Below are 26027 nucleotides of genomic sequence, written 5' to 3' on the forward strand. Positions count from 1 at the left end.
ACGAGCAGCTAGAATCCATTCCTTCTTTGAAAAAAGAAAGCAATTTAATTTCCAATCAAATTGTCCATACGAAAACCACGCTTGTTATTCAATAGATAACAAGCGTGGTTTTTCAAATACTTTTTATTTAAAACTCTTTAACTAGGCTCAGCTGGTTTAGAAATATCTTCAATAGCTGAACCGGCATGCATATCAGACGGATCTTTCACCGCAACGTCGCCAAGGGAGACAATCCCTACCAGTCTGTCGCCTTCCACGATTGGCAGACGGCGAATTTGATGTTCAGCCATCAGATCAGCCGCTTCTTCCAAATCCATATCCGGCGTTCCGGTGACCAGGTCAGAAGAAAGAATTTGTCTCACTGGTGTATCCAATGAAAACTGGGCAGCGATGCCTCGGGTGACTATGTCACGGTCGGTGATGATCCCTGCCAGTTTTCCATTGTCCACAATTGGAATGGAGCCGACATCCAAATTCAGCATCCAAGTCGCAATTTCTTGAAGTGGTGTATCAAGTGTGCATGTTTGTACATCTGTTGTCATAATTTCTGTTACTTTCATGAGAAATGCCTCCTATTAGTTTTGTTGACTCTTCGTCAGCTTAATTCATGAAATCCAGCTCTTATGCCCCAAATATCCTCTGCATACCCAATTGACTTTTAAAATGCTTTTAACCAATCAACTGACAGCCTATTTATGCGGATTATCGAATCGAAGGTTTTATTGGTTGGTTTCATCCGCCACCCCCTCAAATTTTTTCACCTATATTGTTCCCGCTTCTTTCTGAAATAAACTGCTTCCTTAGTCATGAAACCAGAGTACTAACTGGCTTAGCACAAAACAGCCGCTCCTGAAATCCAATGATTCCTGCAGGAGCGGCTGTAGTTCAACGTACTTTATTCAAACTTCGGGGCAACCCGGTTTTGGGTCGCCTGCTCATACGCATAGGCCAGTTCAATCAGCCGCGGTTCACTGAATGCAAGGCCGCTGAATGTCACGCCAACGGGCATCCCTTCACTGGTGTAGCCAGCCGGCACCGTGATTGACGGATAGCCGGCTTTTGCCGGCATCGCTGCTCCGCGGTTGTTCTGGAACAGCAAAGCATCGAGATTATGCTCAGCCATCACCACATCAATGCCTTCAGTAGCAGAAGTTCTAAGGTCGATAGCACGGTGCTCCAAATAAGTCGGATCAGCCGGATCACTGCTCAGTGCCAGCGACCTCTCCAGTTCAACCTGTCCAAATTTCATCCGGACAGCAGGGTCTTGTTTATTGAATTCAATGACGTCAGCAAGCGACTTCACCGGCACCGCATCCGAGGTTTTGCTCAAATAATCGTTGATGCCCCGTTTGAATTCATACCATAGCACACCCGATTGAAATTCCTGAACGGGAATCGTTACTTTCTCAACGATTGCTCCTTGCGCTCTCATATCGGCAATCGCACCTTCCATGATGGCCCGTTCTTCCGGCTCCTTGTCATTCAGGAAGCTGATGTCCACACCGATTCTGGCACCTTGCAGTCCTTCCTTTTTCAGATGGGCCGTATAATCCGTCAAGCCCACGCCAACACTGCGCAAAGTCGCCGGGTCCCTTTCGTCGACTCCTGTCAAGATGCCCAGTGTAATGGCCGCATCTGCCACTGTACGCGCCATTGGTCCCGCTGTATCCTGGCTTCCTGCAATCGGGATAATGCCTGTGCGGCTAACCAAGCCGACTGTCGGTTTGATGCCGACTAACGAATTGGCACTTGCCGGGCTCAGGATGGAACCAGAAGTTTCCGTGCCGATGCCGACAACGGCAAAATTTGACGCGATGCTTGCACCGGTCCCTGAACTCGAACCGCCGACGCTTCCCGCTTCAAAGACATCCACTCCGTAAGAGTTGAGCACTTGGCCGCCGAGCCCGCTGTAGCCGCTCGGCACATTTTCCGTCATGAAATACGCCCATTCGCTCATATTGACTTTACCGAGGATAATCGCTCCCGCTTGTCTCAGCTGTGCCGCCACAAAAGCGTCTTCAACTGCGAAATTGTCCTTGAGGGCAATCGCTCCTGCTGTCGTCGGCATGTTGTCTGCCGTATCAATATTATCTTTCAGCAGCACCGGAATCCCGTATAACGGGCCTTGCCCTTCCTGACCGCGCATGCTATCCAGCTCTGCTGCTATTTTCAAGGCATCAGGATTGATGGACAGCACCGAATTGATTTTCGGTCCGTTTTTGTCGTACTTTTCGATTCTGCCCAAATAAGCCTGGACAAGCTCCACTGAAGTCAGCAGCTGTTCTTCAAAAGCCTGCTGGATTTGGCTGATGGTTGCTTCTTCTATTTCGAATGCTATTTTTTCCATGATTGTTTGCCCCTGTTCTCTTTAGAACTCTTTGCAGCACTTTCCGGTTTATTAAGTAAACCCAATCAGCTTCCGCCTTCTTTTCTATTATATTAATTAATTCCGAAAATAAAACAAAAATTCTAACCAGAAGAAATATTTTAATATTTCTGGAGAAAGTTTAGACGTTTCTTCCTATCCTTTTGTTTTAAAAAGCTTTACAAGGGGAAAATTTATAGTAATACCGTTCATTGAAATGGGGAATCAACATGGACAATACCCAATTATTCGATGGCATCGAGTTTCTAAAGACACTTTCTTTAATAGATTTTCTTATGTTTTTCATTTACCTCTCCTTAATTTTCGCCTTACGGACCTTCCTGGTGTTCCTTCTGCAAAAGTCTTTTACATCCAAACGCTTTAAAGAGCGAATCTTCCCGTTCGTTGAAGATTTATTGAACTGGCTCGCTATCTACGGAGCAATCTTTTTTTTCCTGTTTTATTTTTCAGAAGAACAATGGCTATTTTATCCGTTTTATGAAACGGATGGCATACAAGTGTCGGTGTTCCTAATAGTAGTCGTCGCTATAGCAATCAGCTTTGCCGGCCGCCTGGTAAGAGCATTGAACCGGTATGTGATGCCTTTTTTCTACGCGCAATTTGATGTAGATGCCACCACGGGCTATACCATCAACCGGCTCCTCTATTACATTGTCATGTTTATTGCATTGGCTCTTGGGTTTACGACAGTCGGTCTCGACCTGACAGCGCTCGGCGTCATCTTCAGCGTGCTTGGAATCGGGATCGGTTTTGGTATACGGAACATTGCCGCAAACTTTGTTTCGGGGATCATCATTCTGTTTGAACGGCCGATGAAAGTTGGCGAATTGGTGGAAATCGATAAAAATATCGGCCAGATCACGAAAATCACGCTGCGCTCCACTGTCATCGAAACTTTAAAAAACGGCACGCTCATTGTACCCAACCAGTACTTTATCGAACAGATCGTCAAAAACCGTTCCAGCGCAAAGCTGTTTGCCCGTGTAGTCGTCAGCGTAGCCTATGGCAATGACACTGAAAAAGTCGAGCACCTGCTCTTGGAAGCGGCAGTAGCAGAGATGCAGTTTGTGCCTGGCATTCCCAATGAGCCGCCGGACGTCCGCTTTATCAACTTCCGGGACTCTTCGCTCGACTTCGTCGTCGAAGTTCGCGTCGTTGACGTCGAGATGAAAGAACAGCTGGAAAGCCGCATCCGCCACGCAATCGCTGATATTTTCATCAAAAACGATATCAAGCTCGCTGAATATCCAGTTACGAAAGAAATATAAAAAAGAACCTGGCCAAGACCGCCATCAAACAAAGCGGACTAGAGCCGGGTTCTCGTTTTTAAATTTTCACTTTTGAAAGCAGCGGCCGGCCTTGATTCCAATTCACTTCAACCGGAATCCCGAAAAAATCGGAAAGCTGTTCGCTCGTTATCATTTCTTCTGTATTGCCGGAAGCAAACACTTCCCCGTCTTTCAATAATAAGGTTTTATTGAATTCCGGCAGGATTTCCTCAATATGGTGAGTCACATAAATGATGGTCGGAGCATCCGGTTTTTGCGCAATTCGTTCAATGGCCTCGAGCAATTCTTCCCGGGCAATAAAATCCAGCCCATTCGTCGGTTCATCCAGCACCAAAAGCGATGGCTCTCCCATCAGCGCACGGCCAATCAAGACCCGCTGCCGCTCGCCATGTGACAAGGTTTCATAACTCCGGTTCGCATAGTCAAGGCAGCCCAGTTCCTTCAGGATTTCTACTCCTTTTTGGTCAATCTCTTCTGTCGTCTCTTCATATAATCCGATAGAAGCATAAGCTCCGCTCAGCACCACTTCATAGGCGTTGTCATATGGACTTATTTTCTGCTGAAGCGACGAAGAGACAAAGCCGATCTGCTTGCGCAGTTTCTCGGAAAGATAGGTTTTCCCAAACTCCAGACCGAGGACGCTCACTTTGCCAGTTGTCGGAAAAAAGTAAGCATTGATCATATCAAGCAGCGAAGTCTTGCCGGCACCGTTCAAGCCGTAAAGCACCCAGTGCTCTCCGCGTTCCACTTGCCAATTGACGTTATTCAGCACCGTTTTCCCTTCTCGCCTTCTTGTCACGTTTTCAAGTTCCAGAACCTTCATCATTATGCCCCTTTCCTAAACCAAAACACTTTTGTCCCTTTAAAACCAATCAGCCTGAATTTTAATCGACGTTTCTTGCAGGGTCTATCGACGTTTTTTTGTTTGCAATCGGTGTTTCTCGAGTTCCTATCGATGTTTCTAAGCTTTCTATCGACGTTTCTCCGGTTTCTATCGGTGTTCCTTTAATAAGCAGTCCTTGGAGATCAACAGATCCTATCGGAAAAGCCCTCCGCCAAGGCGAAGGCCCCTTTAAATCAGAGCGCTTTTTGCTAAAGCAAAAAGCTACTGGCCAAAAACCTTTATCGACGTTTCGGACAGGTTCTATCGTAATTCTTTAGGTTTTTATCGGTGTTTCTCCGATTTTTATCGACGGTTCTCATCTTTCTATCGGTGTTTTCAAACTTTCTATCGACGTTCACCAAACACCAACATAAAATCATGCAAAACACAAACAACGCAAATCCCTCTTATCCAATAGCCACTTCCGTCAACTCCAAAAACTCCTCCACGTCTTTCACACAAACCGCAATCGCATCTTCCCAGAATCCAGCCTGTTCCAAATCAACTCCCAAATGCTTTTGCGCGAGCTGTTCGACTGTCATGCGGCCGGTATCCCGCAACAGCGCATTATAGGATTCTTCGAAACCGCCTTCAGTTTCGAGCGCTTTGGCATAAATCCCTTGGCTGAACAAATAGCCGAATGTATACGGGAAGTTGTAGAACGGTACTCCGGTAATATGGAAATGCAAAGTCGAAGCCCAGAAAGTCGGATTATAGCTGGCAAGTTCGCTACCGTAAGCTTCCTGCTGCGCATTCAATGCAAGTTGATTCAAGCGTTCCACCGAAACTGCCCCTTTTTTCCGTTCTTCATAAAAGCGCGTTTCGAACAGGAAACGGGAATGGATATTCATGAAAAACGCAATGCTTCTCTTGATTTTGTCTTCCAGCAACGCAATTTTTTCTTCATTAGAAGAAGCATTTTTCACTGCAGCATCCGACACGACCATTTCAGCAAATGTGGAAGCAGTTTCTGCGACGTTCATGGCGTAGCGCTGATTCAATGCTTCCGTGTCGTTCATGACATGCTGATGATAGGCATGCCCAAGTTCATGGGCAAGCGTCGAGATATTCGTCGCGGACCCGGAAAACGTCATAAAGATGCGGGTCTGTTCACTGTCCGGAAAACTTGTGCAAAATCCGCCGGGACGCTTTCCTGGTCGGTCTTCCGCTTCAATCCAGCGTTTTTCAAATGCACCTCTGGAAAACTCAGCCATTTGGGGGCTGAAGCGCTCGAATTGCTCCAGAATAAACGCCGCCGCTTCATGGTAGCTGACTTTCTGCATGGATTTAGTCAGCGGTGCATTCAAATCATGCCATTCCAGTTTTTCAACGCCAAGCAGCTGCGCTTTCCGCCGCAAATAAGAAACAAAAGGCGCTTTATGCTCGGTGATTGTTCCCCACATGGCATTCAAAGTTTTTTCGCTCATGCGGTTCAGTTCCAGCGGCTCTTTCAATACATTGTCCCATTTCCGGTGCTTGTAAGTCTGCAGCCGGAATCCAGCCAAGTTGTTCAAAGTTTCGCTGAAGAGCTCCGCTTCTTCCTGCCAGGCGCTGCTTATTTTTTCGAATACTTCTTTGCGGGCTTCTCGGTTTGGTGTGCTCATGCGGTTCGCCGCCTGGCCCATCGATAATTTCTTAATCTTGCCGTTTTCCATATGCTCGATGCTCATTTTCCCGACAAGGCTGTTGTACAGCTGATTCCAAGCCGCATAGCCGTTGACCGATAAATCATTGATCAGCACTTCCTGCTCGAGTGGAAGCTTTTCCTTGGCTTGCACTCGCCGTTCATTCAGCGCAAACGCCACCGGTTCCAAACTCGGCTGTTCAAGTAAACCTTGCCACACTGCGTCTTCTATTTGGAGAAACTTCTGGTCCAGCTTTGCCAGTACCGAAGCAAAAACAGCACCCAGTTCACTCCGTTTTCCGGAAAGTATTTTTGCTTCATGGTCATTGATATCCTGAGCAGTCAAGCAACTTGTGAAAGCTCCGATTTCCCGCAGCTGTTTCGTTGTGCTGTCCAATAGTTCAAGAAGCAAAGACAGCTCTCCTGTTTGTTCCGGTCCGCTTGGCGGGCTGAGACGATCCACCAGCTCGGCCAGTTCCTTTAAATTGGCTTCGAATTTCGCTATGTATATCTTCAATTCCTGAGACGTGCTGCCTCCTTTGAAAATCGAATCCAAGTTCCATGTAGTCTCATACTGATTCATTTATTAATCTCCCCTTTGTTTATAGGTGCTGACTCAATCTTAGTTTAAAAATTCTTACTATTCAAGTTGATGAACATACAAAAAATCCACCTCTTAGAGCTACAGCCCTTAGAGATGAAGATTTATTTATTAGGAACTCTTAGCCGACAAGTTAATTTCCAATCCGCTACAACTCATAAAATTCCGGGATAATCCCGTCAATGGTCTGCTTCATAAGCGAAATCATCTCCAACACCGTATCCGGATCAAGCTCTTTTTCACTGTAAGGCAGCGAATAAACAGCCGTGACACGACCCTCTCTTTCTGTCAATTTAACGTATCGGCAATAGATGTTCAGCCGGTTCAAGAGTTGATGAAGACCTGCTCTTTTTAAAAGGCTCAAAACGTTAATGAAATCAACAGCCTTTATGTCAATAATATGTTCGTTCTCAAAAATCATTACTTCGAATACGACTGGAGAACCAATCGTCAAAGTACCCACAATCGTAAAAAAGACTTCTCCAGTTTCTTCAACTTCCTCTTTCGCTTGAATTTCTAATTTTTTGAGATGGTTTCGAAAAATCATTGCATTAGACACGGCATTACCTCCTTGCTATAAATCAACCATACGACTTAGCCATTCCATCATAAATGAATATCCTGAAAAACAGCAACCGCTCTCAAAATCCGAGGATTTCCTTGAGAGCGGTTGTTTTATTGAATAGCTTCAATGCAAGTCTTTATCTACAGTTTAAAAATTATTCCCTAACAGCAGCAACACTAGCGAATTGATTGTCTTCCTTTTTCTGCAGCTCTAAAGCCATAATTAGGATTTGCGCAAGTTCTTCATGAGTAAGATTCTCCTCAGGTTTAAATGTCCCATCAGGATAACCATCGAATAATCCTGCTTTCGAAGCTGCTGCAATATAATCTTTCGCCCAATGGGTTGCTCGGACGTCGTTATAAACGGTTTCCGTCGCCGGAATCGGCAATTCTAATGCCATGGCGAACATTTTAGACGCTTCAGCCCGTGTAATATTCGTTTCCAACAGGGAATCGTCTGGCGTCACCGCATGAGAAGTTGGCGATTCAACAGCTACTTCTGCCGTTGCTACTGGATTCCAAATTATCACAGTCAATGGAATTAAGAGAAGGACGAGTATCTTTCTTAGATGTTGCTCCATTATGAGCCACTCCTTGAGTTTCGGCACAATTATTGCCGGTAATAGCTTGCCTCCCAAAAATCCCAGACAGCTCTAAACCTAACAAAAGAAAAAACCAGTTGTTCTTTTCAACATAGGCATTCTCCTTTTTGAAATTACATCTACTAACCTGAATCACCTACTCGTGTTCCATCCGCATAATCCTTATGTATCATCATAAAATAAATATAATAACTTACTATCATTTTAACATAAATATGATAAAATCAAAGTATATTTTAGAATATTCTGATAACAGTAATTTTTGAAATAAATTGTAATAAAACTTGCCACTGAAAGAAACGTACATTTTATATATTACTAATATCAGCCACCTGCTGAGCTGAACAAATCCCGAGGTATATTCAATTTTTCATTCCAATAGACAGGAGATGCTGACCATGATGAAAAAAACTTCAAAACTGCTGGTTGCTGCATTGTTGACAATTGTATTGACAGGCTTCGGGAATTTTCAAAATCCAGTAATTCATGTATCAGCAACTCAATTATCTTTCGCTTCACAGCCGTATAGCCTGTCTCCGGGAGTAATGCCTGCACCCGACTATAAAACGGATCTGCCTGCGGACCATTCGATGTACGATTACTTGGTCTATTTGGTGAATGATGTGGATGCGTTTTGGTCACCGATCATGGTGGGCGCTGGCCATGCAGATCCTTTTGCCAACTACTCGTTCCCGGCTCCTGGGGAACCGGTGAATACCAATTGCGCTTTTGAAGGTGACTTGGAAAACCCTGCCCAAGCCTTCTATTGCGGATTTGATGACCAAATTGTCGTCACTCAGGAAATGGCCAGACAAATCTGGAAAGGCACATATAAAACCAATTCCGATCCATCGAGCGACTACAGTGCAGGCGACTTTTCAGTAGCTTTTATCGTGGCACATGAATATGCGCATAATCTGCAGACAGAATTGGGCTGGCTGCCGATATACGAAGATGAAGAGCCTTTAGCGACTTCCAGAAGCCTTGAACTGAACGCAGATTGCTTGGCCGGGGTCTGGGCAAACTCCGTCTACCATCGCGGCCTTCTGGAAACAGCGGACATCGAGGAAGCTATGAGAACTCTGGCGGACATTGGCCAGGACCCTTCAGCGCCGAATCCGACACACGGCACGCCGCAGGAACGGACAGACGCATTCATGCTTGGTTATAATGATGGATCGGCCAGCAGCTGTGATTCTTATTTATTCAATCCGTATTGATAAATAAAGCAGTTCTTTTGGAAGTTTTAACTTAAAGCAAAAATAGTTTTAAACAAAAAAAAAATCCACATCACTGAACTTTTAGTTCTGCGATGTGGATTTTTCTATTAATTGTTTCGTTGCTTTTTCCGATTATATTTCTTCGGTTTCACTCGCTTAATTTATTCTTCATCAAAAGCATTCAATGCATTAACGCCATGCGCAAGTGCCGATCCGGCTTTTAGCGCTGTCGCGACAAAAATGGATTCTGCCACTTCTTCTTTCGTTGCGCCTTTTTTCTTCGCTGCTTTGACGTGAAGGGAAATGCAATAAGGGCAGCCGGTTGTATGGGCAACCGCCACAGCAATCAATTCTTTTTCTTTAGCTGAAAGCAAGCCGTCTTTCAGCGACAAGGTATCGAAATTGACAAATGCGCTGAACGCTTCACCGTTCAATTTCGAGAATTCTGCCAAACGGCTGAAATACACTTCTTTGTACAATTCTTCATCCGGATTTTCATCATAGGCATTGAGCGCGTTAACGCCATGTGCCATAGCGGATCCCGCTTTTAAAGCAGTCGCCACAAGGATCGTTTCGGCCATTTCTTCTTTTGTCATATGAAGTTTTTTCGCGTTTTTGACATGCAAGTCGATGCAGTACGGGCATCCCGTTACATGCGCTACAGCTACGGCGATCAATTCTTTCAGCTTAGCGGACAACTCATTTTCCTGAAGTGCAGCTACATCAAATTGGACAAAAGCTTTAAACGCGTCCGGTGCCAATTTCCCAAACTCAGGAAGGCGGGCAAAATTCTTTTTCTCATACAAGCTTTTATTTTCAGTAATGTTCATTTTCATCTACTCCATTCTATTTTTGGTTAGTCCATCGTATTCGGCAAGAACAAGGCAATGTCCGGGAAAATATAAAGCAGGACGACAACTGCCAGGATCGGCACGATGAAAATAGTGGCTCCTTTGAAAATATCTACGATTTCCAAGTCATTGGTGACGCCTTTCAAGACAAAGACGTTCATCCCGATTGGCGGTGAGATCAAAGCGATTTCCACTACGAGGACAATCATAACACCGAACCAGATCAAGTCAAAATTCAATAATTCCAGTATTGGCATCAATATCGGAATCGTCACCACCATCATCGCCAACGAATCCATAATCGCTCCGAGGACGATGAACAGGCAAATGATCAGGATAAAAATCATCGTGGCGGAAAGATCGGCCGTCAGCAGGAAATCCGCCAGCAAGTTCGGGATCCGCGTCAACACCAGGATATAGTTGAGGATGAACGCGCCAAGAATGATCGCAAACAGAAATCCGGTGGTTTTTAACGTTCCAAGCAATGCTTCCGTGAAATTTTTCAAGTTCAAACGCCGGCGGATAACTCCGATTAAAAATGCCCCGAATGCACCGACTCCCGCTGCCTCAGTGGCAGTGAAGAACCCAAGGTAAATGCCGCCCATCACCAGCAGGAATAATAAAAGAATCCAGATATTTGAGCTTAGGGAAGTAAAACGCTCTTTCCAGCTCACGTATTCCGGAGCTGCAGCTGTTACCATATTGGGTTTGATCAATATGCAAATATAAATGGTCAGCATGAAAAATAATGTCAAGATGATGCCCGGAATAATGCCGGCTGTCAGCAGTTTTCCGACGGACTGTTCAGTAAGCATCCCGTAGACGATGAATGTCGTACTCGGCGGGATGAGAATGCCAAGCGCCCCGCCTGCGACAATCGAACCGCCCGTCAGGCTTTTGCTGTAGCCGCCTTTCAGCATTTCTTTCGTCGCAATGACGCCCATCGTACCGGTAGTGGCCACACTGGAACCGGAAGCTGTCGCAAACATTGCCGAAGCTCCGATGGTCGCAATTCCCAATCCACCTTTTAAATTTCCGAACCAATTCTTGAATGTCTTGAACAAATCATCGGTCACCCCGGAAGCAAACAGCAATTGCCCCATCAGCACAAATAATGGAATCGTGCTCAAAGTATAATGATAGCTCTGGGTCCATACCACGCTATGGATCACCGATGCCAACGTATCCCAGCCTCTCAGGAAAATGATTGCCAAACTTGCAGGAATGACCATTGCGATGGCGATCGGAACACGTAAAAACATCAAAACAAACACAGCTGCAACCACTAAAACACCAACCGCTTCTGTCGACATGGCCCTCCCCCTTTCTACTTGCCTTTAACAGCTGTCTTATAGTCTTCTACATTCCGGATAAATTTCACCATTGCCTCTAAAGCCCAGCCGATAAAACAAATGACCAGGAAAATTTTAAAAGGCACAAACGACAGGTTCAGTAAATCGGAGGTCTGCCCGAAATTGATTTTTACGATAAACGCCCAGCACACGATAAAGCAGAATAGAATCGTTAAAAACTGAGCCATGAAATCCAGCGCCAATTGGACTTTCGCCGGGAAGCGGTCGGCAAGTACGCCAATCGATATATGGGCGCCAGTCGCTTCGGTATAGGCTAAAGAACCCATAATCAGAATAACCATACTGAACTGGACGATTTCAATGTCCCCGACGACCGGATAGCCAAGACTGCGGGAAATGGAAAAATACGTTACCAGTGGCACCATAATGATTAACGTCGAAAATGAAATCCATTTTGCCAAATTGGTTATGAATGACACGAGATGCGCCACATATTTCATCGTTTCACCCGCTTTCATTTTAGTCTTAATAAGGCAGACTGAGACCTGCTTCTATCAATGATTTTTTGTAGAACTCCATCATCTCTTTGCCATCAAACCCTTTGTCATTGGCCATTTCCACCCAGTCTTCCCAAACGGTTTTGGCCGGTTTCTTGAATTCGGCAAGCGCTTTTTCATCCGGCTCGATGACGCGGCCGCCTTTTTCAGCTACACTGTCGCCATACACTTCAATCGCTTCAGCCGACGCACCGCCGTATAAGTCACTGTTCATTTTGACGAGTGACGGCGCCAGCTCTTCTTCAAAAAGCGTCTGGATGTCTGCAGGCAGCGCTTCAAACGTCCGTTTATTCATCAAATAGAAAAGTGCTGTGTTGCCCATATCGATTTTCGTCATATAAGGCGCTACTTCAAACAATTTCAGTCCTACAGCACCAATCGATGTGTACGTAGCCTGATTGACGGTATTGCGGTCAAGCGAGGTATAAATCTCTTCCAAGCCCAGAGTGACCGGAACCGCGTCCCATAATCCGACCAAATCCACCCGCTGATAACCCGAAGCAATAATTTTCTGGTTTTTGACGTCTTCTACGGTTTCAACCGGTTCTTTGCTGTACAGCTGATAAGAATCGGTGGCGGAAACGCCAAGGGGCACCACATCTTCAAGCGTATCCGCCATATAAGTTTCGATGAATGGCGTCAGAACTTTTGTGCTATCAGAAGGAGCCGATAAGCCGAAAGGCAAATCGCCAATCGACAATGGAAACAATTCCGTGTCCGGATGAAGGCTCGGGCTGACATAGCCGATATCGTAAACAGCGCCTTGAATATCTTCATAAGCTGTGCTTAAAGTACCGAGGGCCCCGCTGTTATAAATATTGACTTTCACTCTTCCATCAGTCTTTTCTTCCACTTCTTTTGCCCACGGCTCCACGACTTCTTTATGGAATTGATGCGTCGACGGAACCTGGATATTGAAACTCAATTCGTACACTCCATCGTGATTAGCTGCTCGGCCGACTCCGCACGCTGACAGCACGAACACCATCCCCAACAGTAAAGCCACTTTTGCTCCTTTAGCCAGCTTCATGCCATTCCTCCCCCATTCATGCATTTCTTCAAAGACTTGCCTTCACTTTCCGTCCGACTTTGTCGGGCGGCCGACAAAGTCATTGATCTGCTCCAGTGTTTTCCCGTGCTGCAGCATGTTTTCCTGCAGCTCCGCTTCGTAATACAACAGGTTCTCAAACCTCGGAACCGAAGCATTGACGATTTTCTTGGTGATGCGCAGCGGATCGAACGGCTTTTGCTGCAGTTTCAACAGCATTTCTTCGACTGCTGGAAACAGTTCTTCAGCAGGCACAGCTTTTGTTATGAGACCGATATCTTTCGCTTCTTGCGCTGAAATGGCATCCCCGAGCATGATCAATTCCTTAGCTCGTGCCGCACCCACCAAATTGACGAGGCGCGGTGTGCCGCCTCCGGAGAAGAACATGCCGCGTTCCACTTCCGGCAAGCTCAGCGCCGCCCCTTCCGCCATGACCCGGAAATCGCAGGCCATTGCAAGCGCCATCCCCGCACCAAATGCAGGGCCGTTGATGGCCGCAATCGTAATCTGGTCGAGCGCATCAAACTTCCGCAAAAATTCCTGGCGGCTGATTTGATCTTTTCGTATCCATGAAGAGTCACCCGGGTTTTCTTCGATATTCTTTTTGACTTCTTTGATATCAGCACCCGCTGAAAAAACTTTTCCGGCTCCGGTGAAAACGATAAAGCGGTATTTCCGGTCGCTGCCTACCGTTGAAACCAATTCAGACAATTCCTCATCCATCCGGCTATTCATCGCATTCGCTTTTTCCGGCCGGTTGAATGTGACAAAAAGCACCGGTGCACGGTCTTCGACGATCAAGGTTTCATAATTCTTCAAAGTCCCCGCTCCTTTCCCATCCTCTTAAATGTTCCGTTCCACCAGCTCCCAGTAGGGTTCGCGCAGTTTCTTCTTATCGATTTTCCCGTAAGACGTCAGCGGCAAAGCATCAACCAAGTGAATCGTTTTCGGGCTTTTGTATTTGGAAAGCTTGGCTTTGCAGATCGCCATCACTTCGGCAACCTCCAAAGTTCCAGTTTTTGCTGTTACAAAAGCGGTTACCGCTTCTCCCCAGTCCGCATCCGGTACACCGATTACAGCAGCCTGCGCTACTCCCGGATGCTCCTGGATGACATTCTCCACTTCGGATGAATAGACATTCATACCGCCTGAGATGATCATGTCTTTCGCTCTGTCCAATAAATACAGAAATCCTTGTTCATCCATTTTCCCGATATCCCCGGTATGGAGCCAGCCGTCTTTCAACGCTTCGGCAGTCTTCTCCGGCTGATTCAGATAGCCGATCATATTGGTGAAAGCCTTCACCACAACTTCGCCTTCCGTCCCCCGAGCGACTTCCTGGCCCGCTGCATCGACCACTTTGACTTGTGAAAAAATGGTTGACCGTCCGCAGCTTTTCAATAAATGGTGGGTATCCGCTTCAGTGCTATGGAACTCTTTTTTCAGCCAGGTTGCTGCACTTTGCGTTTCCGTCAGTCCGTAAATCTGCAAGAACACTTGCCCAAACACTTCGAGGCCTTGTTTCAAACGCTCTGCGGTAATCGGTGCAGTGCCGTATTGAATCGTGCGGATCGACGAAACGTCCACTTGCTTGTCTTCTATATAATCGAGCATGCGGTATAGAATTGTCGGCACCAAGCTTAAATAAGTGATGCGGTTGTCTTCAATATGCCGGATGACCGTTTCCACGTCGAATTTGTCTTCGATAAAAATTTCCGCGCCTTTGATCAATCCGGAAAGCAAATACAAACCGGCCGCATGCGGTAAAGGAGTCGTGACAAGGATTTTTTCATCGCTTTGGATATTGGCTTCGATAATAATCGAGATGAACGTCAAACTGGTAGTTTCGTATGTATGGACAACGCCTTTCGGCTTGCCGGTCGTCCCGCCGGTATAGAGAATGAACGAAAAATCAGATGGTGCCGCTGCAACGGTTATCGGTTCTTCAGATCCTGCTGCCTGAAAAACTTCCCAAGAAACTGCTTCTTTTTCCTCCACGTTGTCCGTTCCGACAACGACGACCGTATGCAGCTTTGGAAGTTTGCTCTTGATGCGCTCGACCATCGGCAAAAAGCGTTCGTCCACAACCAGTAATTCCACTTCGGCATCGTCCAGGATATAGCGGATATCACTTTCACTAACCATGCTGTTCAAAGGAATTTTCGTGGCGCCTGCCAAGTAAATCGCTACTTCGCTGACAACATACTCGTAGCGATTCGGCAACAGCAAGCCTACACGCGACTGCTGGCTGATGCCGTATTGCTTGAACGCCTGTGCAATCCGGTTAGCGTCTCTATGCAATTCATTGTAAGTATAACTGGAGCCATTAACGTGCAAAGCCGTTTTACCGGCATTATTGAGTAAACTGTTTTTCACTAATTCATTCAGCACTAGTGGTACCGCTTGCATCCTTATTTCCTCCTCTATATTCATAAAGCATGATTAAAAATGGATTATTTAAAATAAAAGCAATTATTTAAAAATACTATCAACCTCAGTGATTTTCGTCTAATATATATAAAAACCCATTTAAGAGGTTTTTCGTCTTAATCAACATTGGAGGGACTCATCATGGAACTTAGACATTTGCATTATTTCATCGCAGTCGCCGAAGAATTGCATTTTGGCAATGCCGCGAAACGGCTGAATATCAGCCAGCCGCCGCTCAGCCAGCAAATCATCCAGCTCGAGAAAGAATTGGACGTCAAGCTGTTCAACCGCAACAACCGCTCCGTTGAATTGACAAAAGCAGGAAAGCATTTTTTAAAAGGAGCCTATGAAATCCTTGCCAAAGTCGAAGCAAGCATCGACGACACAAGGAATATCCATGCCGGGAAAGCCGGAGTCCTGAATGTGGCGTTTACCGGCTCCTTGAATTCCAGTCTGATTCAGCTGATCCATACCCACCGGACCCAATATCCCGATGTCAAAGTAACGCTGCATCCAATGTCGAGCACCGACCAGCTAAAAGCTTTGGCAGACAACGAAATCCACATCGGGTTTATTTGTCCGCCGATCATCAACCCTGCACTCAGCTTCCAGCTTATCTACAGCTCTCCGTTTGTAGCGGCATTGCCTAAAGACCATCCACTGGCAGCCATCCCCGGCCCCATCGACATCAAAGATTTGAAAAACGAACCATTTATCATGGCTCCGCGGCGCTTGGAACCTGGCTATTATGACACCATCATCTCCATTTGCCTTTCCAGGGAAATGAGTCCCATCATCCAACAGGAAGCAGAAGGCGTAACCCATATTTTATCGCTGGTGTCCGCAGGAATCGGCGTTACGCTCGTCACAGAGTCTGCCCAGCAGGAATATCCCAAAAGCGGCATTGTCTATAAGCCGCTTAAAGACAATAAGCAACAGATGGATTTATACATCGCCTGGAATCATACGGCTTCCAGCCCAATTACCGACACATTTGTTCAAACGATGAAAAGTTCCTTGTCCGCTGAACATGAAGAAATTTCTTCTATAATATAGTGCTGCTAAATAGAAAAGCCGCCTCCATGAAATCGAATGATTTCATGGAGGCGGCTTCTTATTTTTTAAATAATCACCAATTCTTTTGAAGAAGGTGAAAGAACTTCACAGCCTTCTTCTGTAATCAGAAGCATATCTTCTATCCGGCCGCCGCCGATTCCTGGCAAGTAAATGCCCGGTTCGATGGTAACAACCATGCCAGGCATCAGCATCTTTTCGGAATCCACCGAAAACAGCGGTTTCTCATGTACTTCCAAGCCGATGCCATGCCCCGTGCCTGTACCGGCAAAAGATTCATAGCCGGTGCTTCTCAAGTTCTCTCTCATCAGCATATCCACTTCTTTATCCGTTAATCCCGCTTTGATATGGCTCTCGCAATTGTTCAACGATTCAAGAATGACTTTTTGAATTTCTTTCAACCTTTCATCAGGTTCTCCTAAAGAAACAGTTCGTGAAATGTCAGACCAGTACCCTTCGTAATTTGTACCGAAATCGATTGTAACCATGTCACCTTTTTCAATTACCTTATCGCTCGCTCTGCCATGAGGAAGCGAGGATCTTTTGCCGGATGCCACGATCGGGCTGAAAGTGGAAGTTACTCCCCCGTTCTTTTTGATAAAATCTTCAAGCTCCGCTGCTACCGCAATTTCCGGTACGCCCGGACGGATAAATTCCAGTACATGCAAATACGCACGGTCTGTGATATCAGACGAAATCCGGATCTTTTCAATCTCCTCTGAAGTTTTTATCATCCGGATATTTTCGATGAAATCATAAACCGGTATAAGCTCCGTATCTATTTGATTTTTGATAAGTGAATAATTGCCGAAACTTAGATGCTGTTGTTCGAAACCAAGGCGCTTGATCCTCATTTCCGCTATCAGTTTTGCGGCCGCTCCATAAATCTTATGTTTATGCCCGGTATGTTCTGCATGCAAAACGACTTCCAGATTGGACTGGTTCTTTGCTTGTTCAAAATACCGATAATCCGTCAGCAGTTTCGCTTCACTCCTGGTGATCAGGACGATGCCATTGCTTCCGGTAAAGCCGGATACATAGCGCCTGTTCCAGTCCCCGTTGATCATTAACCCATCGATTTCATAATCGTCAAACCGGCTTCTAATTTTTTCAAGTATTGTCATTTATTTGCCTCCTCTATGGAATTTTCAGAACAAATATAGTGGAAAAACCGTGGCCGATGCAATGATGATGATGCCGCTGCCCAGCAGAATTTTCGTCACCGGGCTTTTTCTTTCTGATATACGCCGAGCGGATTGGCGCTGTTCCTTTTCAGCTGCATAAGCTTCCACCTTGGATGTACTTCTCAGTAATGTCTGGAAACTCGCAAAAAAGTGATTAAAGATCCCTTTTTCCAATAAAAGTGCGCCACCGCCGAGCATGAACAATACCAGACCCGAAAGAAACAGAAAGTCCCAGAAAGCAAGCGGCATATATTTAACGGAAAATGACATGGCCAGCAGAAGAATTGCTCCTAATACACTGGCTTTTTTAGAAATGCGCCACCTCACATTAAGCCCTCCTTTAAATAAAAACGACATCCTTTGAACCTTTTTTCTGAAATTCAGAAAACACTTCATCTGTACAAGCCAGCCAATGTCCTTCAGTGACTTCCCGGAGAATGGTCTCTTCTTCACTTCCCCATTTTTTAGCCGGTTGGCGCTGGCGCGATTTTTCTTTAAAAGGATCTGGTACAGGAATCGATGCCAATAGAGATTTCGTATAAGGATGGAGCGGATTGCTGTAAAGCTCCTCGCTTTCAGCCACTTCAACAAGTTTCCCTTGGTACATGACTCCCACCCGGTCGCTCAAATATTTCACCATCGACAAGTCATGGGCGATGAAAAGATACGTTAAATTCTTTTCTTTTTGAAGCCGTTTCAATAAATTAATGATTTGAGCTTGAATTGAAACATCAAGAGCCGAAATAGGTTCATCCGCTATGATGAACTCCGGATCTACTGCCAGTGCCCTGGCGATACCGATACGCTGCCGCTGTCCGCCAGAGAATTCATGCGGATAACGGCTGGCATGTTCTTTTGAAAGCCCGACAGTCTCAAGCAATTCATATACTTTTTTTGAACGCTCTTGCCGCGTTTTGCATAATCCGTGGATGTCCATTCCTTCTGCGATAATGTCTTCGACTGTCCACCTTGGATTTAAAGAAGAATAAGGATCTTGGAAAATCATTTGAATTTCTTTATTGAGGTTGAGTGAATGCTTGTGGTGGATATTTTCCCCTTTAAACAGCACTTCTCCTTCAGTCGCATGGTATAGCCGGCTCAAAGTCCGGCCAGTAGTCGACTTTCCGCATCCGGATTCCCCCACGAGGCCAAAGGTTTCACCTTTGTAGATATCGAAAGTGACGCCATCGACCGCTTTGATCCAACTGTTTCCTTTTCCTTTGAAATGCTGTTTCAATCCTTTCACTTCCAACAACCGTTCGGTCAGTTCTTTTTTCTGCCGCTTTTTCGTGCTCGGCTGTATTTCCCTGCTTTTCTTTTCGAAGAACTGGGCCGCTTTTTCGGCTGCTTTTTCATGCAAAAGCCACGAAGCTGCGTAATGCGTATCGGTCACTTTAAACATCGGCGGCTCGTGTATAAAGTCGATTTTCAAAGCCTGTTCATTGCGTTCCGCAAAAGCATCGCCAGGAGGCGGATGCAAAAGGTTTGGAGGAGATCCGGGTATCGTCTTCAATTCGTCCTGGCCGATATTCAAATCAGGCATTCCCGCCAGCAGACCTTTCGTGTAGGGGTGCTGCGGATTATAGAAAATCTCTTCCGTTTTGCCGATTTCAATGATTCTGCCGGCGTACATGACAGCCACGCGGTCTGCAATATTGGCGACTACCCCTAAATCATGGGTGATGAAAACAATGGATGTCTCCGTCTTTCTTTGGATTTCCTTCAACAAATCCAACACTTGCACTTGGATCGTCACATCAAGAGCAGTCGTCGGCTCATCGGCAATCAGTATTTCCGGGTTGCAGGCAAGAGCCATGGCAATCACTGCGCGCTGCTGCATGCCGCCTGAAAACTGGTGGGGATACTGTTTTATGCGTTGCTCCGGATTTTTTATGCCGACTACTCTTAGTAATTCAACCGCCGTATTCTCCGCTTGCTTGCGCGGCAATTTTTGATGTGCAATCAGCCCTTCTGAAATTTGTTTGCCAATCGTCATGGTAGGATTCAATGACGTCATTGGATCCTGGAAAATCACCGAAATCTCCGATCCCCTCAAATTCAATAATTCCTTATTGGAGAATTTAACGATGTCTTTTCCTTTATACAAAATACTGCCTTTTGCGATTCTTCCCGAAGGCTTTGGAACAAGCCCCATCAAACTTTTGGCCATGACAGATTTCCCGGAACCCGACTCTCCTACAATAGCGAGCGTTTCTCCTTTATGCAGCGCAAACGAAACACCGCGGACCGCTTGAACTTCGCCTCTATCTGTATCGAAAGAAATATGCAAATCATCCACTGTTAAGATTTTTTCCATTTTCGCCACCTCTATTTCTTCATTTTCGGATCCAGGGAATCACGGAGCCCATCTCCGAGCAAGTTAAAGCTGATCATGATCAAGCTGATGATAATGGAAGAAAACATCAGCATATGCGGATAAATCTTCAGCAAATCGAATCCATCGTTCACAATCGTTCCAAGAGACGCAATGGGCGGCTGCAGGCCAAGTCCGATGAAACTGAGAAATGCTTCGGTAAAAATGGCACTCGGTATTGTGAACATCGTAGTGATAATAATCGGTCCAAGCGTATTCGGGATCAAATGGCCCCAAATCAGCCTTCTGTCTTTGGCGCCTAATGTCCTTGAAGCCAACACGAACTCCTGCCCTTTCAGCTTCAACACTTGCCCTCTGACGATTCGGGCCATGCTGACCCAGCCGGTGATGACCATCGCCAGCGTTATGGACAAAATGCCCGGACTCAACACCAATATCAATAATATGACCACGATTAAATTTGGAATACCCATCAGCACTTCGATGATCCGCTGCATGACGTTGTCGATTCTGCCGCCGTAATAAGCGGAAATGCTGCCATAAGCGACGCCGATCAGCAAATCCAATGCTGCCGCTAAAAATGCGATGTAGAGAGAAATTCTTGTCCCTTGCCAGATACGCGTCCATAAATCCCGGCCTAAGTCATCTGTGCCGAACCAATAATACTCCGGCACTCCTTTGGTTTCATATTGATCGACTCCGCGTATATCAATACCGTTCATTCCAAGAAACGGAATATGCTCCAAAACAGGGACTTTCGCCGGCAGGTTCGCCCGGCTTAAATCCTGATCATCAAATCCATAAGGGTTCATTAACGGGCCGAATAGGGCCAGTAAAATGATGGCGGCTACTAAAATCAGGCCGGCAACCGCCCCTTTGTTTTTGCGCAGCCGCCGCCACGAATCCCCCCAATAGCTGGAAGCAGGAATGCTGCTTGTTTTTTCTTCCCGGAACTCTTGCTCCGCTTCTTCAAACAAATCATTCGTCAGTTCAAAATCATTTCCCTTCATTCCGGCCACCTCCAGACAATCGGATTCTTGGATCAATGACGCCATATAACAGATCCACGATGAATATGACCACAATAAACAGGAAACTGTAAAATAAAGTGACACCCATAATGACCGGATAGTCGTTTGTCAAAATCGATTTGACAAATTGCTCTCCAAGCCCCGGTACACTGAAAATCTGTTCCACAACAAGAGTTCCTGTCATCAGACCCACCGTAAGCGGCCCAAGAATCGTGATGATCGGAATCATGGCATTCCGGATGCCATGGCGTAAAATAACAAAAAGTTCACGGATTCCTTTCGCTCTCGCCGTAGTGATGTATTCATGGCCGAGCACATCGAGCATTTCCGTTCTCATAAAACGGGCAATTGTCGCTACGACAAAAGCCGACAACGCAATCGTCGGCATAATGGAATATTCAAACCCTCCCCAAAAAGCGACAGGAAGCCATTGCAGCCGCACACCCACCCAATATTGCAACAGTCCGGCCAAGACAAAATTGGGGATCGACAACCCGAGGACCGCCAGCACCATCGCTCCGTAATCAATGAACGTATTGTGCCTCAATGCGGCGATGATGCCCAAAAACAAGCCAAGAATGGTGCCAAGAACAAGTGACTGCGCTCCCAGAATAGCTGAAACCCCGATTCGTTCACCGATAATGCTGGATACGGAACGGCCGTCAAACTGAAACGAAACGCCAAAATCGCCTTTTGCCGTATTGGCCAAGTACCTGAAATATTGGATGGATACTGGCTGATCCAAGCCGTATCGTTCATTCATCACTACTTTTTGGGTTTCCGTCAACCGCTCATCGTTAAAAGGGGATCCCGGCAAAGTCTGCATCAGGAAAAATGTGAATGTTGCAATCAGCAGAAAAGTGAAAGCCATGTAGCCGATTCGGCTGAGGATGTATTTTTTCATATCAAATCATCACCTTTACTGGAAGAAGTGAGTTATAAAATATTCGGCTGCAGCTTCTCTATTCGATGCAGAAGCTGCAACCTCTATGCTCAAGTAAAAATGATTTATTAATTGTTGATGGTTGCCCATTGGTAAGAAGACGTTGAGTTTGCATGAGATACGAGACCTTCTACATGCGGTTTGATGAGCCGTGCAGAACCTGCTTGGTACATCGGTGAAATTACTGCATCTTCCAGCAAAATGCGTTCTGCTTCTTGCAAGTCCGCGAAACGGGCGTCCACATCTGAGAAGTCGGTCATCGCTTTTTTAACCAATTGGTCATATTGATCATTTTTATAGCTCTGCCAGTTATATGGTCCATCAGAAAGGAATACCGATAAGAATTCTACCGGATCGCCGACATCGTTTCTCCAGCCAGAATGGGATAAATCATAATCCTGTGCAGCTTCAAGTGCTAATTTCTGTTTGTTCGGCTGCTGGTTAATGGTAATTTTCAATCCCGGCAAGTTTTTCTCCAATTGATTTTTCATATATTCCGCCACAGCTTTCCGCTGGCCATCGTCATAACTCAATAACCCCAGTGATAGTTCGCTGCTGCCAATTTCCTGCAGTCCCTTTTCCCATAGTTTCTGAGCTTCTTCCATTGTTCCTTTGTTCAAATCACCGTTTTCGTCACGGAAGTCTTTTCCATCCGGCGATTCAAATCCGCCTGGAAACAGCAGCCAATAAGCTCCTTTAGAGCCGTTTTTCAAAATGGATTCTGCCGCTTCTTCTTTATTCCATGCCATGTCGATGGCTTTACGGATATTGGCATTCTGCAACGCCGGGTTTTTCTGGTTCATCCGCAGGAAATACATTTCTGATTTCAATGTCGTCGAAAATTCCGGCGAATCCTGGTACAATTCCACAAATTCAGCGGATAAGTTCGCGGCATCGACCGTATCAGTTTCATACAAATTCACTTCAGTTGAAGTATCTTTAGCAACTTTGAAATTCACTTCATCAAGCTTGACGTTTTCCGCACCCCAGTAATCTGCATTTTTCTTAAGTACCCATTCCTGGTCATGGTCCCACGACTCTAAAACGAAAGGTCCGTTAAAAATCAAGTTCTCGGGTTCCAAAGCGTACTGGTCACCTTGAGAGCTGACAAACTTCTCGTTTTGAGGGTAAAATACCGGATTGGTCAACAGCTCTGTAAAATATGGCACGCTGTTCTCCAATTCCACTTCCAGCGTAAATTGATCGACTGCTTTTGCTGCAAGTTCATCCACTTTGCCATAGCTCGGGCTTTCCGGATCCTGGATGGCTGCTGCCCCTTTTATCGGTCCCATCAAATAAGCATGAGGCGAGAACGTATCCGGATGCAGTGCTTTTTTCCACGCATAGATAAAGTCATCGGCAGTTGTCGGTTCGCTATTGCTCCACACTGCGTTTTCCTTTAAATGAAACGTATATTTTTTGCCGTCCTCACTCATTTCATACGTATCCACAATGGCTTCCACCACTTCATCGTTCTGATCCAACTTAAATAACCCTTCAAAAACATTCTGAATAATGGTCTGAGACAAACCATCCATTGCTCCATTCGTCTTTAATGTTGGAATCTCGCCTGCCACTGCCAGATGAAGAACTTGTTCTTTATCAGAGGCCGCTGGCTTTTTTTCATCTGACCCTGCACCCGCGTTCTCTTCTTGACCGCCGCCATAGCATCCAGCTAAAAACACTGCACTTACTAAAATCCACACCAACATCCATGCCGCTTTGATTTTCATTTATTGTGCCTCCTTTTTTTGCTTTACGGATAAAGCTTCATGTGTAAAAGAAATTGAACAGTCTTTAACTCCTCTAGGAAAGTGTCTAATTTATTTGACTTTACGAATTTATAATTTTCAATCATTTGAGTGTAACCGCTCCCCCTCTCCCCCTGGTTTCTGCTTCTTTTTATATGGCAGCCGCTCCATTCCCTTGCCTCCTTTTTGGCTTTGTTGTATATATTAAGTGCAATATTCGTGCCATAAATTTCAGCAATAAACAATGTGCCGCAATAAATCCAAATTTTTCTCTAAAGAGCCTCAAAGTACAGAAGTTAGAGAGCATCGCTTAAGGAAAACGTCTTCTAGAAGGAAAGCTGGCACAATTCTTGCATCTTTTTAATAAAAACATGGTGGAGGTTTTAAAATGGAAAATATTTTTAAACAGCGGCGAACATCCCTAAAAAATCATCTCAGAGAAATCGGCTTGGACGCCGCGATGATTACTTCTCCAGCAGGCATCTTTTACTATTCCGGCTTCAACTCTGATCCGCATGAGCGATTTATGGGGCTTGTGGTTGGTGCAGATGATACGTTTCTATTTGTTCCATTGCTGGATAAAGAAGCAGCGCTGCAAGCAACCGATATCGCACACCTTATCACCATCTCTGATGAGCAGTCTCCTTTTGAAGTGGTCCGCAGCCATCTGGGAGAATCCCTAGCGAAAATCGGCATTGAAGCAAAAGCATTGAGTTATGACCGCTATTGTTCTCTAACGAAAAAATTTCCCGGTCTCGAAGTTCAAGACGTCCAGCATTTTGTATCTTCTCAGCGATTGAAAAAGTCAGCGGAAGAAATTACGCACATCAAAAAAGCGATTGAGATTATTGAACAGGTATTGGAAGAAGGCATAAAAAAAGTGAAAGTCGGGATTACAGAATCAGAGCTGGCAGGAGAACTGGAATTCTTGATGAGGAAATTCGGTGCAGAGGGGCCTTCGTTCTCGACCATCGTTCTTTTTGGCGAACGAGCTGCATTGCCGCACGGCCAACCGGGTGATCGTGTTTTACAGGAAGGCGATTATATTTTGATCGATATGGGCGTCATTAATAATGGCTATTGTTCAGATATCACCAGGACGTTTATCTGCGGCAGCGCTTCAAAAGAGCAGCGAACCATTTATGGCACCGTCCTCCAGTCCAACCAGGCCGGCATAGCAGCCGTGAAACCGGATGCGGCTTTAAAGACAGTGGATGCGCAAGCGAGAAATGTTATTTCGGAACTTGGCTACGGCGATTACTTTAATAACCGTGTCGGCCACGGTCTCGGCATCGAAGTCCATGAAGAACCTTCCGTCCATGAAAAAAATGAAGAACTGATCACATCCGGAATGGTGTTCACCATTGAGCCTGGGATTTACATCCCTGGCAAAGGAGGGGTACGGATAGAAGATATCGTTTATATTAATCCGGAAAACGAAATAGAAGTCCTGACTTCCTTTCCTCGTGAACTCCGTGTCCTTTAATAAAAGTGGATTGAATTAAAGAGTGATAACCGAAAAAGGCCAGAGAATTCAAAAGTTCTCTGACCTTTCAAACTGTAGACAAAGTGTACTAGGAATGAGTAAGACTGTATAAACCCCAACCGGTCCGGCCACTTCGCTTTCCGTGGGCACGGCCTCAGCCGCTTCCTTCGCTTCGCTCTGTCCAGGGTCTTCGGCTCGTGCTGGTCCCACAGGAGTCTCGTGGCCTGATCGGTTGGGGGTGTCGCTTTACTTCAAGGAATCCTTTCCGCTTTTCACTTCACGCCAGGTTCCGCAGCGAAAACCGGCGAAGGGCAAAGATGTGCTCCTGCATCGCTTCGCTTCCTGCGGGGCAGCGTAGCGACGAAGTGCCGAAATCTACTTGGGCACGAGCTAGCGCAGAAGCACAGGTTTTCGTTAGTTCGGCGCGAGCCCGCGGAAAGCGTCCGGTTGAAGCGCAGGAACCGAGGGGAGAACCTAATTTTTTTGTCTTTATTCACTTGATTGAAAGTATATTCTTTTATCTACAAGCTAAAAGGCCAGAGAACTCAAAAGTTCTCCGGCCTTTTTTTATCCATTTTCTTTCTGGGACCGTAAATAAACCAATATTTATAAAAAAGGAGGATGACTCCGCTTGTGGCAACAACCATAACCCCGAATGGATTACTTATACTAAATTGCCAAAGCAATAGAATCCCAAAGGCACTGATAAATGAGACCGGTATTTTCACCAGTGGAGCGATGTCTTTCCGGAATAAAAGAACGATTATTTTTTCAATAGCAGTCATTAAAAGATAGAAAGCAACAATAGCGGCCGCCATTATGAATACAAATCCATAAAATTCCATCAGCATTCCT

General features: G+C 45.7%; 23 protein-coding genes. 4 read left to right on the forward strand and 19 right to left on the reverse strand.

Annotated features, from left to right (window positions below; translation table 11 throughout):
• Window positions 1-137 precede the first annotated feature (137 nt).
• Both ACSFXN_RS00705 and ACSFXN_RS00710 read right to left on the reverse strand, forming a co-directional pair.
• On the reverse strand, window positions 138-560 hold the full coding sequence (locus ACSFXN_RS00705; protein WP_437148283.1) for a CBS domain-containing protein: 423 nt from the start codon (window positions 558-560) through the stop codon (window positions 138-140).
• Between the two features lie 335 nt (window positions 561-895).
• The gene (locus ACSFXN_RS00710; RefSeq protein ID WP_437148284.1) at window positions 896-2347 is read right to left on the reverse strand and encodes an amidase family protein; all 1452 of its coding nucleotides are present in this window, start codon (window positions 2345-2347) and stop codon (window positions 896-898) included.
• A gap of 248 nt (window positions 2348-2595) precedes the next feature.
• Between ACSFXN_RS00710 and ACSFXN_RS00715 the strand changes: the two genes are divergently transcribed.
• Window positions 2596-3654 carry a mechanosensitive ion channel family protein gene (locus ACSFXN_RS00715; RefSeq protein ID WP_437148285.1) on the forward strand — a complete coding sequence of 353 codons (1059 nt, stop codon included), beginning with the start codon at window positions 2596-2598 and terminating at the stop codon, window positions 3652-3654.
• A gap of 58 nt (window positions 3655-3712) precedes the next feature.
• On the opposite strand, the gene ACSFXN_RS00720 is transcribed toward ACSFXN_RS00715, so the two are convergent.
• The 4 genes from ACSFXN_RS00720 to ACSFXN_RS00735 all read right to left on the reverse strand — a co-directional run bounded on the left by ACSFXN_RS00720 (window position 3713) and on the right by ACSFXN_RS00735 (window position 7928).
• Window positions 3713-4501, reverse strand: a complete 789-nt coding sequence (locus ACSFXN_RS00720) for an ABC transporter ATP-binding protein (protein WP_437148286.1) — start codon at window positions 4499-4501, stop codon at window positions 3713-3715.
• A 464-nt stretch (window positions 4502-4965) separates the two neighbouring features.
• Window positions 4966-6765, reverse strand: a complete 1800-nt coding sequence (locus tag ACSFXN_RS00725) for a M3 family oligoendopeptidase (RefSeq protein WP_437148287.1) — start codon at window positions 6763-6765, stop codon at window positions 4966-4968.
• Between the two features lie 166 nt (window positions 6766-6931).
• Window positions 6932-7342 (reverse strand): YbjN domain-containing protein, encoded by a 411-nt coding sequence (locus ACSFXN_RS00730; protein ID WP_437148288.1) that lies wholly within the window; start codon window positions 7340-7342, stop codon window positions 6932-6934.
• Window positions 7343-7502: 160 nt separating this feature from the next.
• Entirely contained in the window at window positions 7503-7928 is a 426-nt protein-coding gene (locus ACSFXN_RS00735) for an S-layer homology domain-containing protein (protein ID WP_437148289.1), read from the reverse strand.
• Window positions 7929-8347: 419 nt separating this feature from the next.
• Here ACSFXN_RS00735 and ACSFXN_RS00740 point away from each other — a divergent pair, with 419 nt between their 5' ends.
• Window positions 8348-9169 (forward strand): neutral zinc metallopeptidase, encoded by an 822-nt coding sequence (locus ACSFXN_RS00740; protein WP_437148290.1) that lies wholly within the window; start codon window positions 8348-8350, stop codon window positions 9167-9169.
• A gap of 161 nt (window positions 9170-9330) precedes the next feature.
• Here ACSFXN_RS00740 and ACSFXN_RS00745 read toward each other — a convergent pair whose 3' ends face one another.
• From ACSFXN_RS00745 to ACSFXN_RS00770, 6 genes are read right to left on the reverse strand one after another with little or no spacing between them, the layout of a single operon-like run.
• Entirely contained in the window at window positions 9331-9999 is a 669-nt protein-coding gene (locus tag ACSFXN_RS00745) for a carboxymuconolactone decarboxylase family protein (protein ID WP_437148291.1), read from the reverse strand.
• Window positions 10000-10025: 26 nt separating this feature from the next.
• Window positions 10026-11333, reverse strand: coding sequence for a TRAP transporter large permease (locus ACSFXN_RS00750; RefSeq protein ID WP_437148292.1), 1308 nt, complete (start codon window positions 11331-11333; stop codon window positions 10026-10028).
• A gap of 14 nt (window positions 11334-11347) precedes the next feature.
• Window positions 11348-11833, reverse strand: coding sequence for a TRAP transporter small permease (locus ACSFXN_RS00755; RefSeq protein ID WP_437148293.1), 486 nt, complete (start codon window positions 11831-11833; stop codon window positions 11348-11350).
• A 25-nt stretch (window positions 11834-11858) separates the two neighbouring features.
• Window positions 11859-12920: a TRAP transporter substrate-binding protein DctP gene (gene dctP, locus ACSFXN_RS00760; RefSeq protein ID WP_437148294.1), complete on the reverse strand. Its 1062-nt coding sequence runs from the start codon at window positions 12918-12920 to the stop codon at window positions 11859-11861.
• A 42-nt stretch (window positions 12921-12962) separates the two neighbouring features.
• Window positions 12963-13757: an enoyl-CoA hydratase/isomerase family protein gene (locus tag ACSFXN_RS00765; RefSeq protein ID WP_437148295.1), complete on the reverse strand. Its 795-nt coding sequence runs from the start codon at window positions 13755-13757 to the stop codon at window positions 12963-12965.
• Between the two features lie 24 nt (window positions 13758-13781).
• Window positions 13782-15347: a long-chain-fatty-acid--CoA ligase gene (locus tag ACSFXN_RS00770; protein WP_437148296.1), complete on the reverse strand. Its 1566-nt coding sequence runs from the start codon at window positions 15345-15347 to the stop codon at window positions 13782-13784.
• Window positions 15348-15509: 162 nt separating this feature from the next.
• On the opposite strand from ACSFXN_RS00770, the gene ACSFXN_RS00775 reads away from it, so the two are divergent.
• Complete coding sequence (locus ACSFXN_RS00775; protein WP_437148297.1) at window positions 15510-16424, forward strand: LysR family transcriptional regulator; 915 nt, start codon at window positions 15510-15512, stop codon at window positions 16422-16424.
• 65 nt (window positions 16425-16489) lie between these two features.
• Here ACSFXN_RS00775 and ACSFXN_RS00780 read toward each other — a convergent pair whose 3' ends face one another.
• From ACSFXN_RS00780 to ACSFXN_RS00805, 6 genes are all read right to left on the reverse strand, one after another.
• Complete coding sequence (locus ACSFXN_RS00780) at window positions 16490-17566, reverse strand: M24 family metallopeptidase (RefSeq protein ID WP_437148298.1); 1077 nt, start codon at window positions 17564-17566, stop codon at window positions 16490-16492.
• Between the two features lie 24 nt (window positions 17567-17590).
• Entirely contained in the window at window positions 17591-17953 is a 363-nt protein-coding gene (locus ACSFXN_RS00785) for a DUF3899 domain-containing protein (RefSeq protein ID WP_437148299.1), read from the reverse strand.
• Between the two features lie 13 nt (window positions 17954-17966).
• Window positions 17967-19943, reverse strand: coding sequence for an ABC transporter ATP-binding protein (locus tag ACSFXN_RS00790; RefSeq protein ID WP_437148300.1), 1977 nt, complete (start codon window positions 19941-19943; stop codon window positions 17967-17969).
• An 11-nt stretch (window positions 19944-19954) separates the two neighbouring features.
• Window positions 19955-20971 carry an oligopeptide ABC transporter permease gene (opp3C, locus tag ACSFXN_RS00795; RefSeq protein ID WP_437148301.1) on the reverse strand — a complete coding sequence of 339 codons (1017 nt, stop codon included), beginning with the start codon at window positions 20969-20971 and terminating at the stop codon, window positions 19955-19957.
• Window positions 20958-21896, reverse strand: a complete 939-nt coding sequence (gene opp3b, locus ACSFXN_RS00800; RefSeq protein WP_437148303.1) for an oligopeptide ABC transporter permease — start codon at window positions 21894-21896, stop codon at window positions 20958-20960. Before opp3b ends, opp3C begins: the two co-directional genes overlap by 14 nt.
• Before the next feature lie 107 nt (window positions 21897-22003).
• Window positions 22004-23668 carry a peptide ABC transporter substrate-binding protein gene (locus tag ACSFXN_RS00805; protein ID WP_437148304.1) on the reverse strand — a complete coding sequence of 555 codons (1665 nt, stop codon included), beginning with the start codon at window positions 23666-23668 and terminating at the stop codon, window positions 22004-22006.
• 406 nt (window positions 23669-24074) lie between these two features.
• Here ACSFXN_RS00805 and ACSFXN_RS00810 point away from each other — a divergent pair, with 406 nt between their 5' ends.
• Window positions 24075-25172 (forward strand): M24 family metallopeptidase, encoded by a 1098-nt coding sequence (locus ACSFXN_RS00810; protein ID WP_437148305.1) that lies wholly within the window; start codon window positions 24075-24077, stop codon window positions 25170-25172.
• A 545-nt stretch (window positions 25173-25717) separates the two neighbouring features.
• Here the strand turns inward: ACSFXN_RS00810 and ACSFXN_RS00815 are convergent.
• Window positions 25718-26017, reverse strand: coding sequence for a hypothetical protein (locus tag ACSFXN_RS00815; protein WP_437148306.1), 300 nt, complete (start codon window positions 26015-26017; stop codon window positions 25718-25720).
• Window positions 26018-26027 lie beyond the last annotated feature (10 nt).

Origin of the sequence: Planococcus sp. 1R117A, from assembly GCF_051417975.1 — a bacterium.
Lineage (GTDB): Bacteria > Bacillota > Bacilli > Bacillales_A > Planococcaceae > Planococcus > Planococcus shenhongbingii.

Bases quoted from the DNA above. Each gene is read 5' to 3' on its own strand.
- ACSFXN_RS00705 (WP_437148283.1), bottom strand. From the start codon at position 560: ATGAAAGTAACAGAAATTATGACAACAGATGTACAAACATGCACACTT.
- ACSFXN_RS00710 (WP_437148284.1), bottom strand. From the start codon at position 2,347: ATGGAAAAAATAGCATTCGAAATAGAAGAAGCAACCATCAGCCAAATC.
- ACSFXN_RS00715 (WP_437148285.1), top strand. From the start codon at position 2,596: ATGGACAATACCCAATTATTCGATGGCATCGAGTTTCTAAAGACACTT.
- ACSFXN_RS00720 (WP_437148286.1), bottom strand. From the start codon at position 4,501: ATGATGAAGGTTCTGGAACTTGAAAACGTGACAAGAAGGCGAGAAGGG.
- ACSFXN_RS00725 (WP_437148287.1), bottom strand. From the start codon at position 6,765: ATGAATCAGTATGAGACTACATGGAACTTGGATTCGATTTTCAAAGGA.
- ACSFXN_RS00735 (WP_437148289.1), bottom strand. From the start codon at position 7,928: ATGGAGCAACATCTAAGAAAGATACTCGTCCTTCTCTTAATTCCATTG.
- ACSFXN_RS00740 (WP_437148290.1), top strand. From the start codon at position 8,348: ATGATGAAAAAAACTTCAAAACTGCTGGTTGCTGCATTGTTGACAATT.
- ACSFXN_RS00745 (WP_437148291.1), bottom strand. From the start codon at position 9,999: ATGAACATTACTGAAAATAAAAGCTTGTATGAGAAAAAGAATTTTGCC.
- ACSFXN_RS00750 (WP_437148292.1), bottom strand. From the start codon at position 11,333: ATGTCGACAGAAGCGGTTGGTGTTTTAGTGGTTGCAGCTGTGTTTGTT.
- ACSFXN_RS00755 (WP_437148293.1), bottom strand. From the start codon at position 11,833: ATGAAATATGTGGCGCATCTCGTGTCATTCATAACCAATTTGGCAAAA.
- dctP (WP_437148294.1), bottom strand. From the start codon at position 12,920: ATGAAGCTGGCTAAAGGAGCAAAAGTGGCTTTACTGTTGGGGATGGTG.
- ACSFXN_RS00770 (WP_437148296.1), bottom strand. From the start codon at position 15,347: ATGCAAGCGGTACCACTAGTGCTGAATGAATTAGTGAAAAACAGTTTA.
- ACSFXN_RS00775 (WP_437148297.1), top strand. From the start codon at position 15,510: ATGGAACTTAGACATTTGCATTATTTCATCGCAGTCGCCGAAGAATTG.
- ACSFXN_RS00780 (WP_437148298.1), bottom strand. From the start codon at position 17,566: ATGACAATACTTGAAAAAATTAGAAGCCGGTTTGACGATTATGAAATC.
- ACSFXN_RS00790 (WP_437148300.1), bottom strand. From the start codon at position 19,943: ATGGAAAAAATCTTAACAGTGGATGATTTGCATATTTCTTTCGATACA.
- opp3C (WP_437148301.1), bottom strand. From the start codon at position 20,971: ATGAAGGGAAATGATTTTGAACTGACGAATGATTTGTTTGAAGAAGCG.
- opp3b (WP_437148303.1), bottom strand. From the start codon at position 21,896: ATGAAAAAATACATCCTCAGCCGAATCGGCTACATGGCTTTCACTTTT.
- ACSFXN_RS00805 (WP_437148304.1), bottom strand. From the start codon at position 23,668: ATGAAAATCAAAGCGGCATGGATGTTGGTGTGGATTTTAGTAAGTGCA.
- ACSFXN_RS00810 (WP_437148305.1), top strand. From the start codon at position 24,075: ATGGAAAATATTTTTAAACAGCGGCGAACATCCCTAAAAAATCATCTC.
- ACSFXN_RS00815 (WP_437148306.1), bottom strand. From the start codon at position 26,017: ATGGAATTTTATGGATTTGTATTCATAATGGCGGCCGCTATTGTTGCT.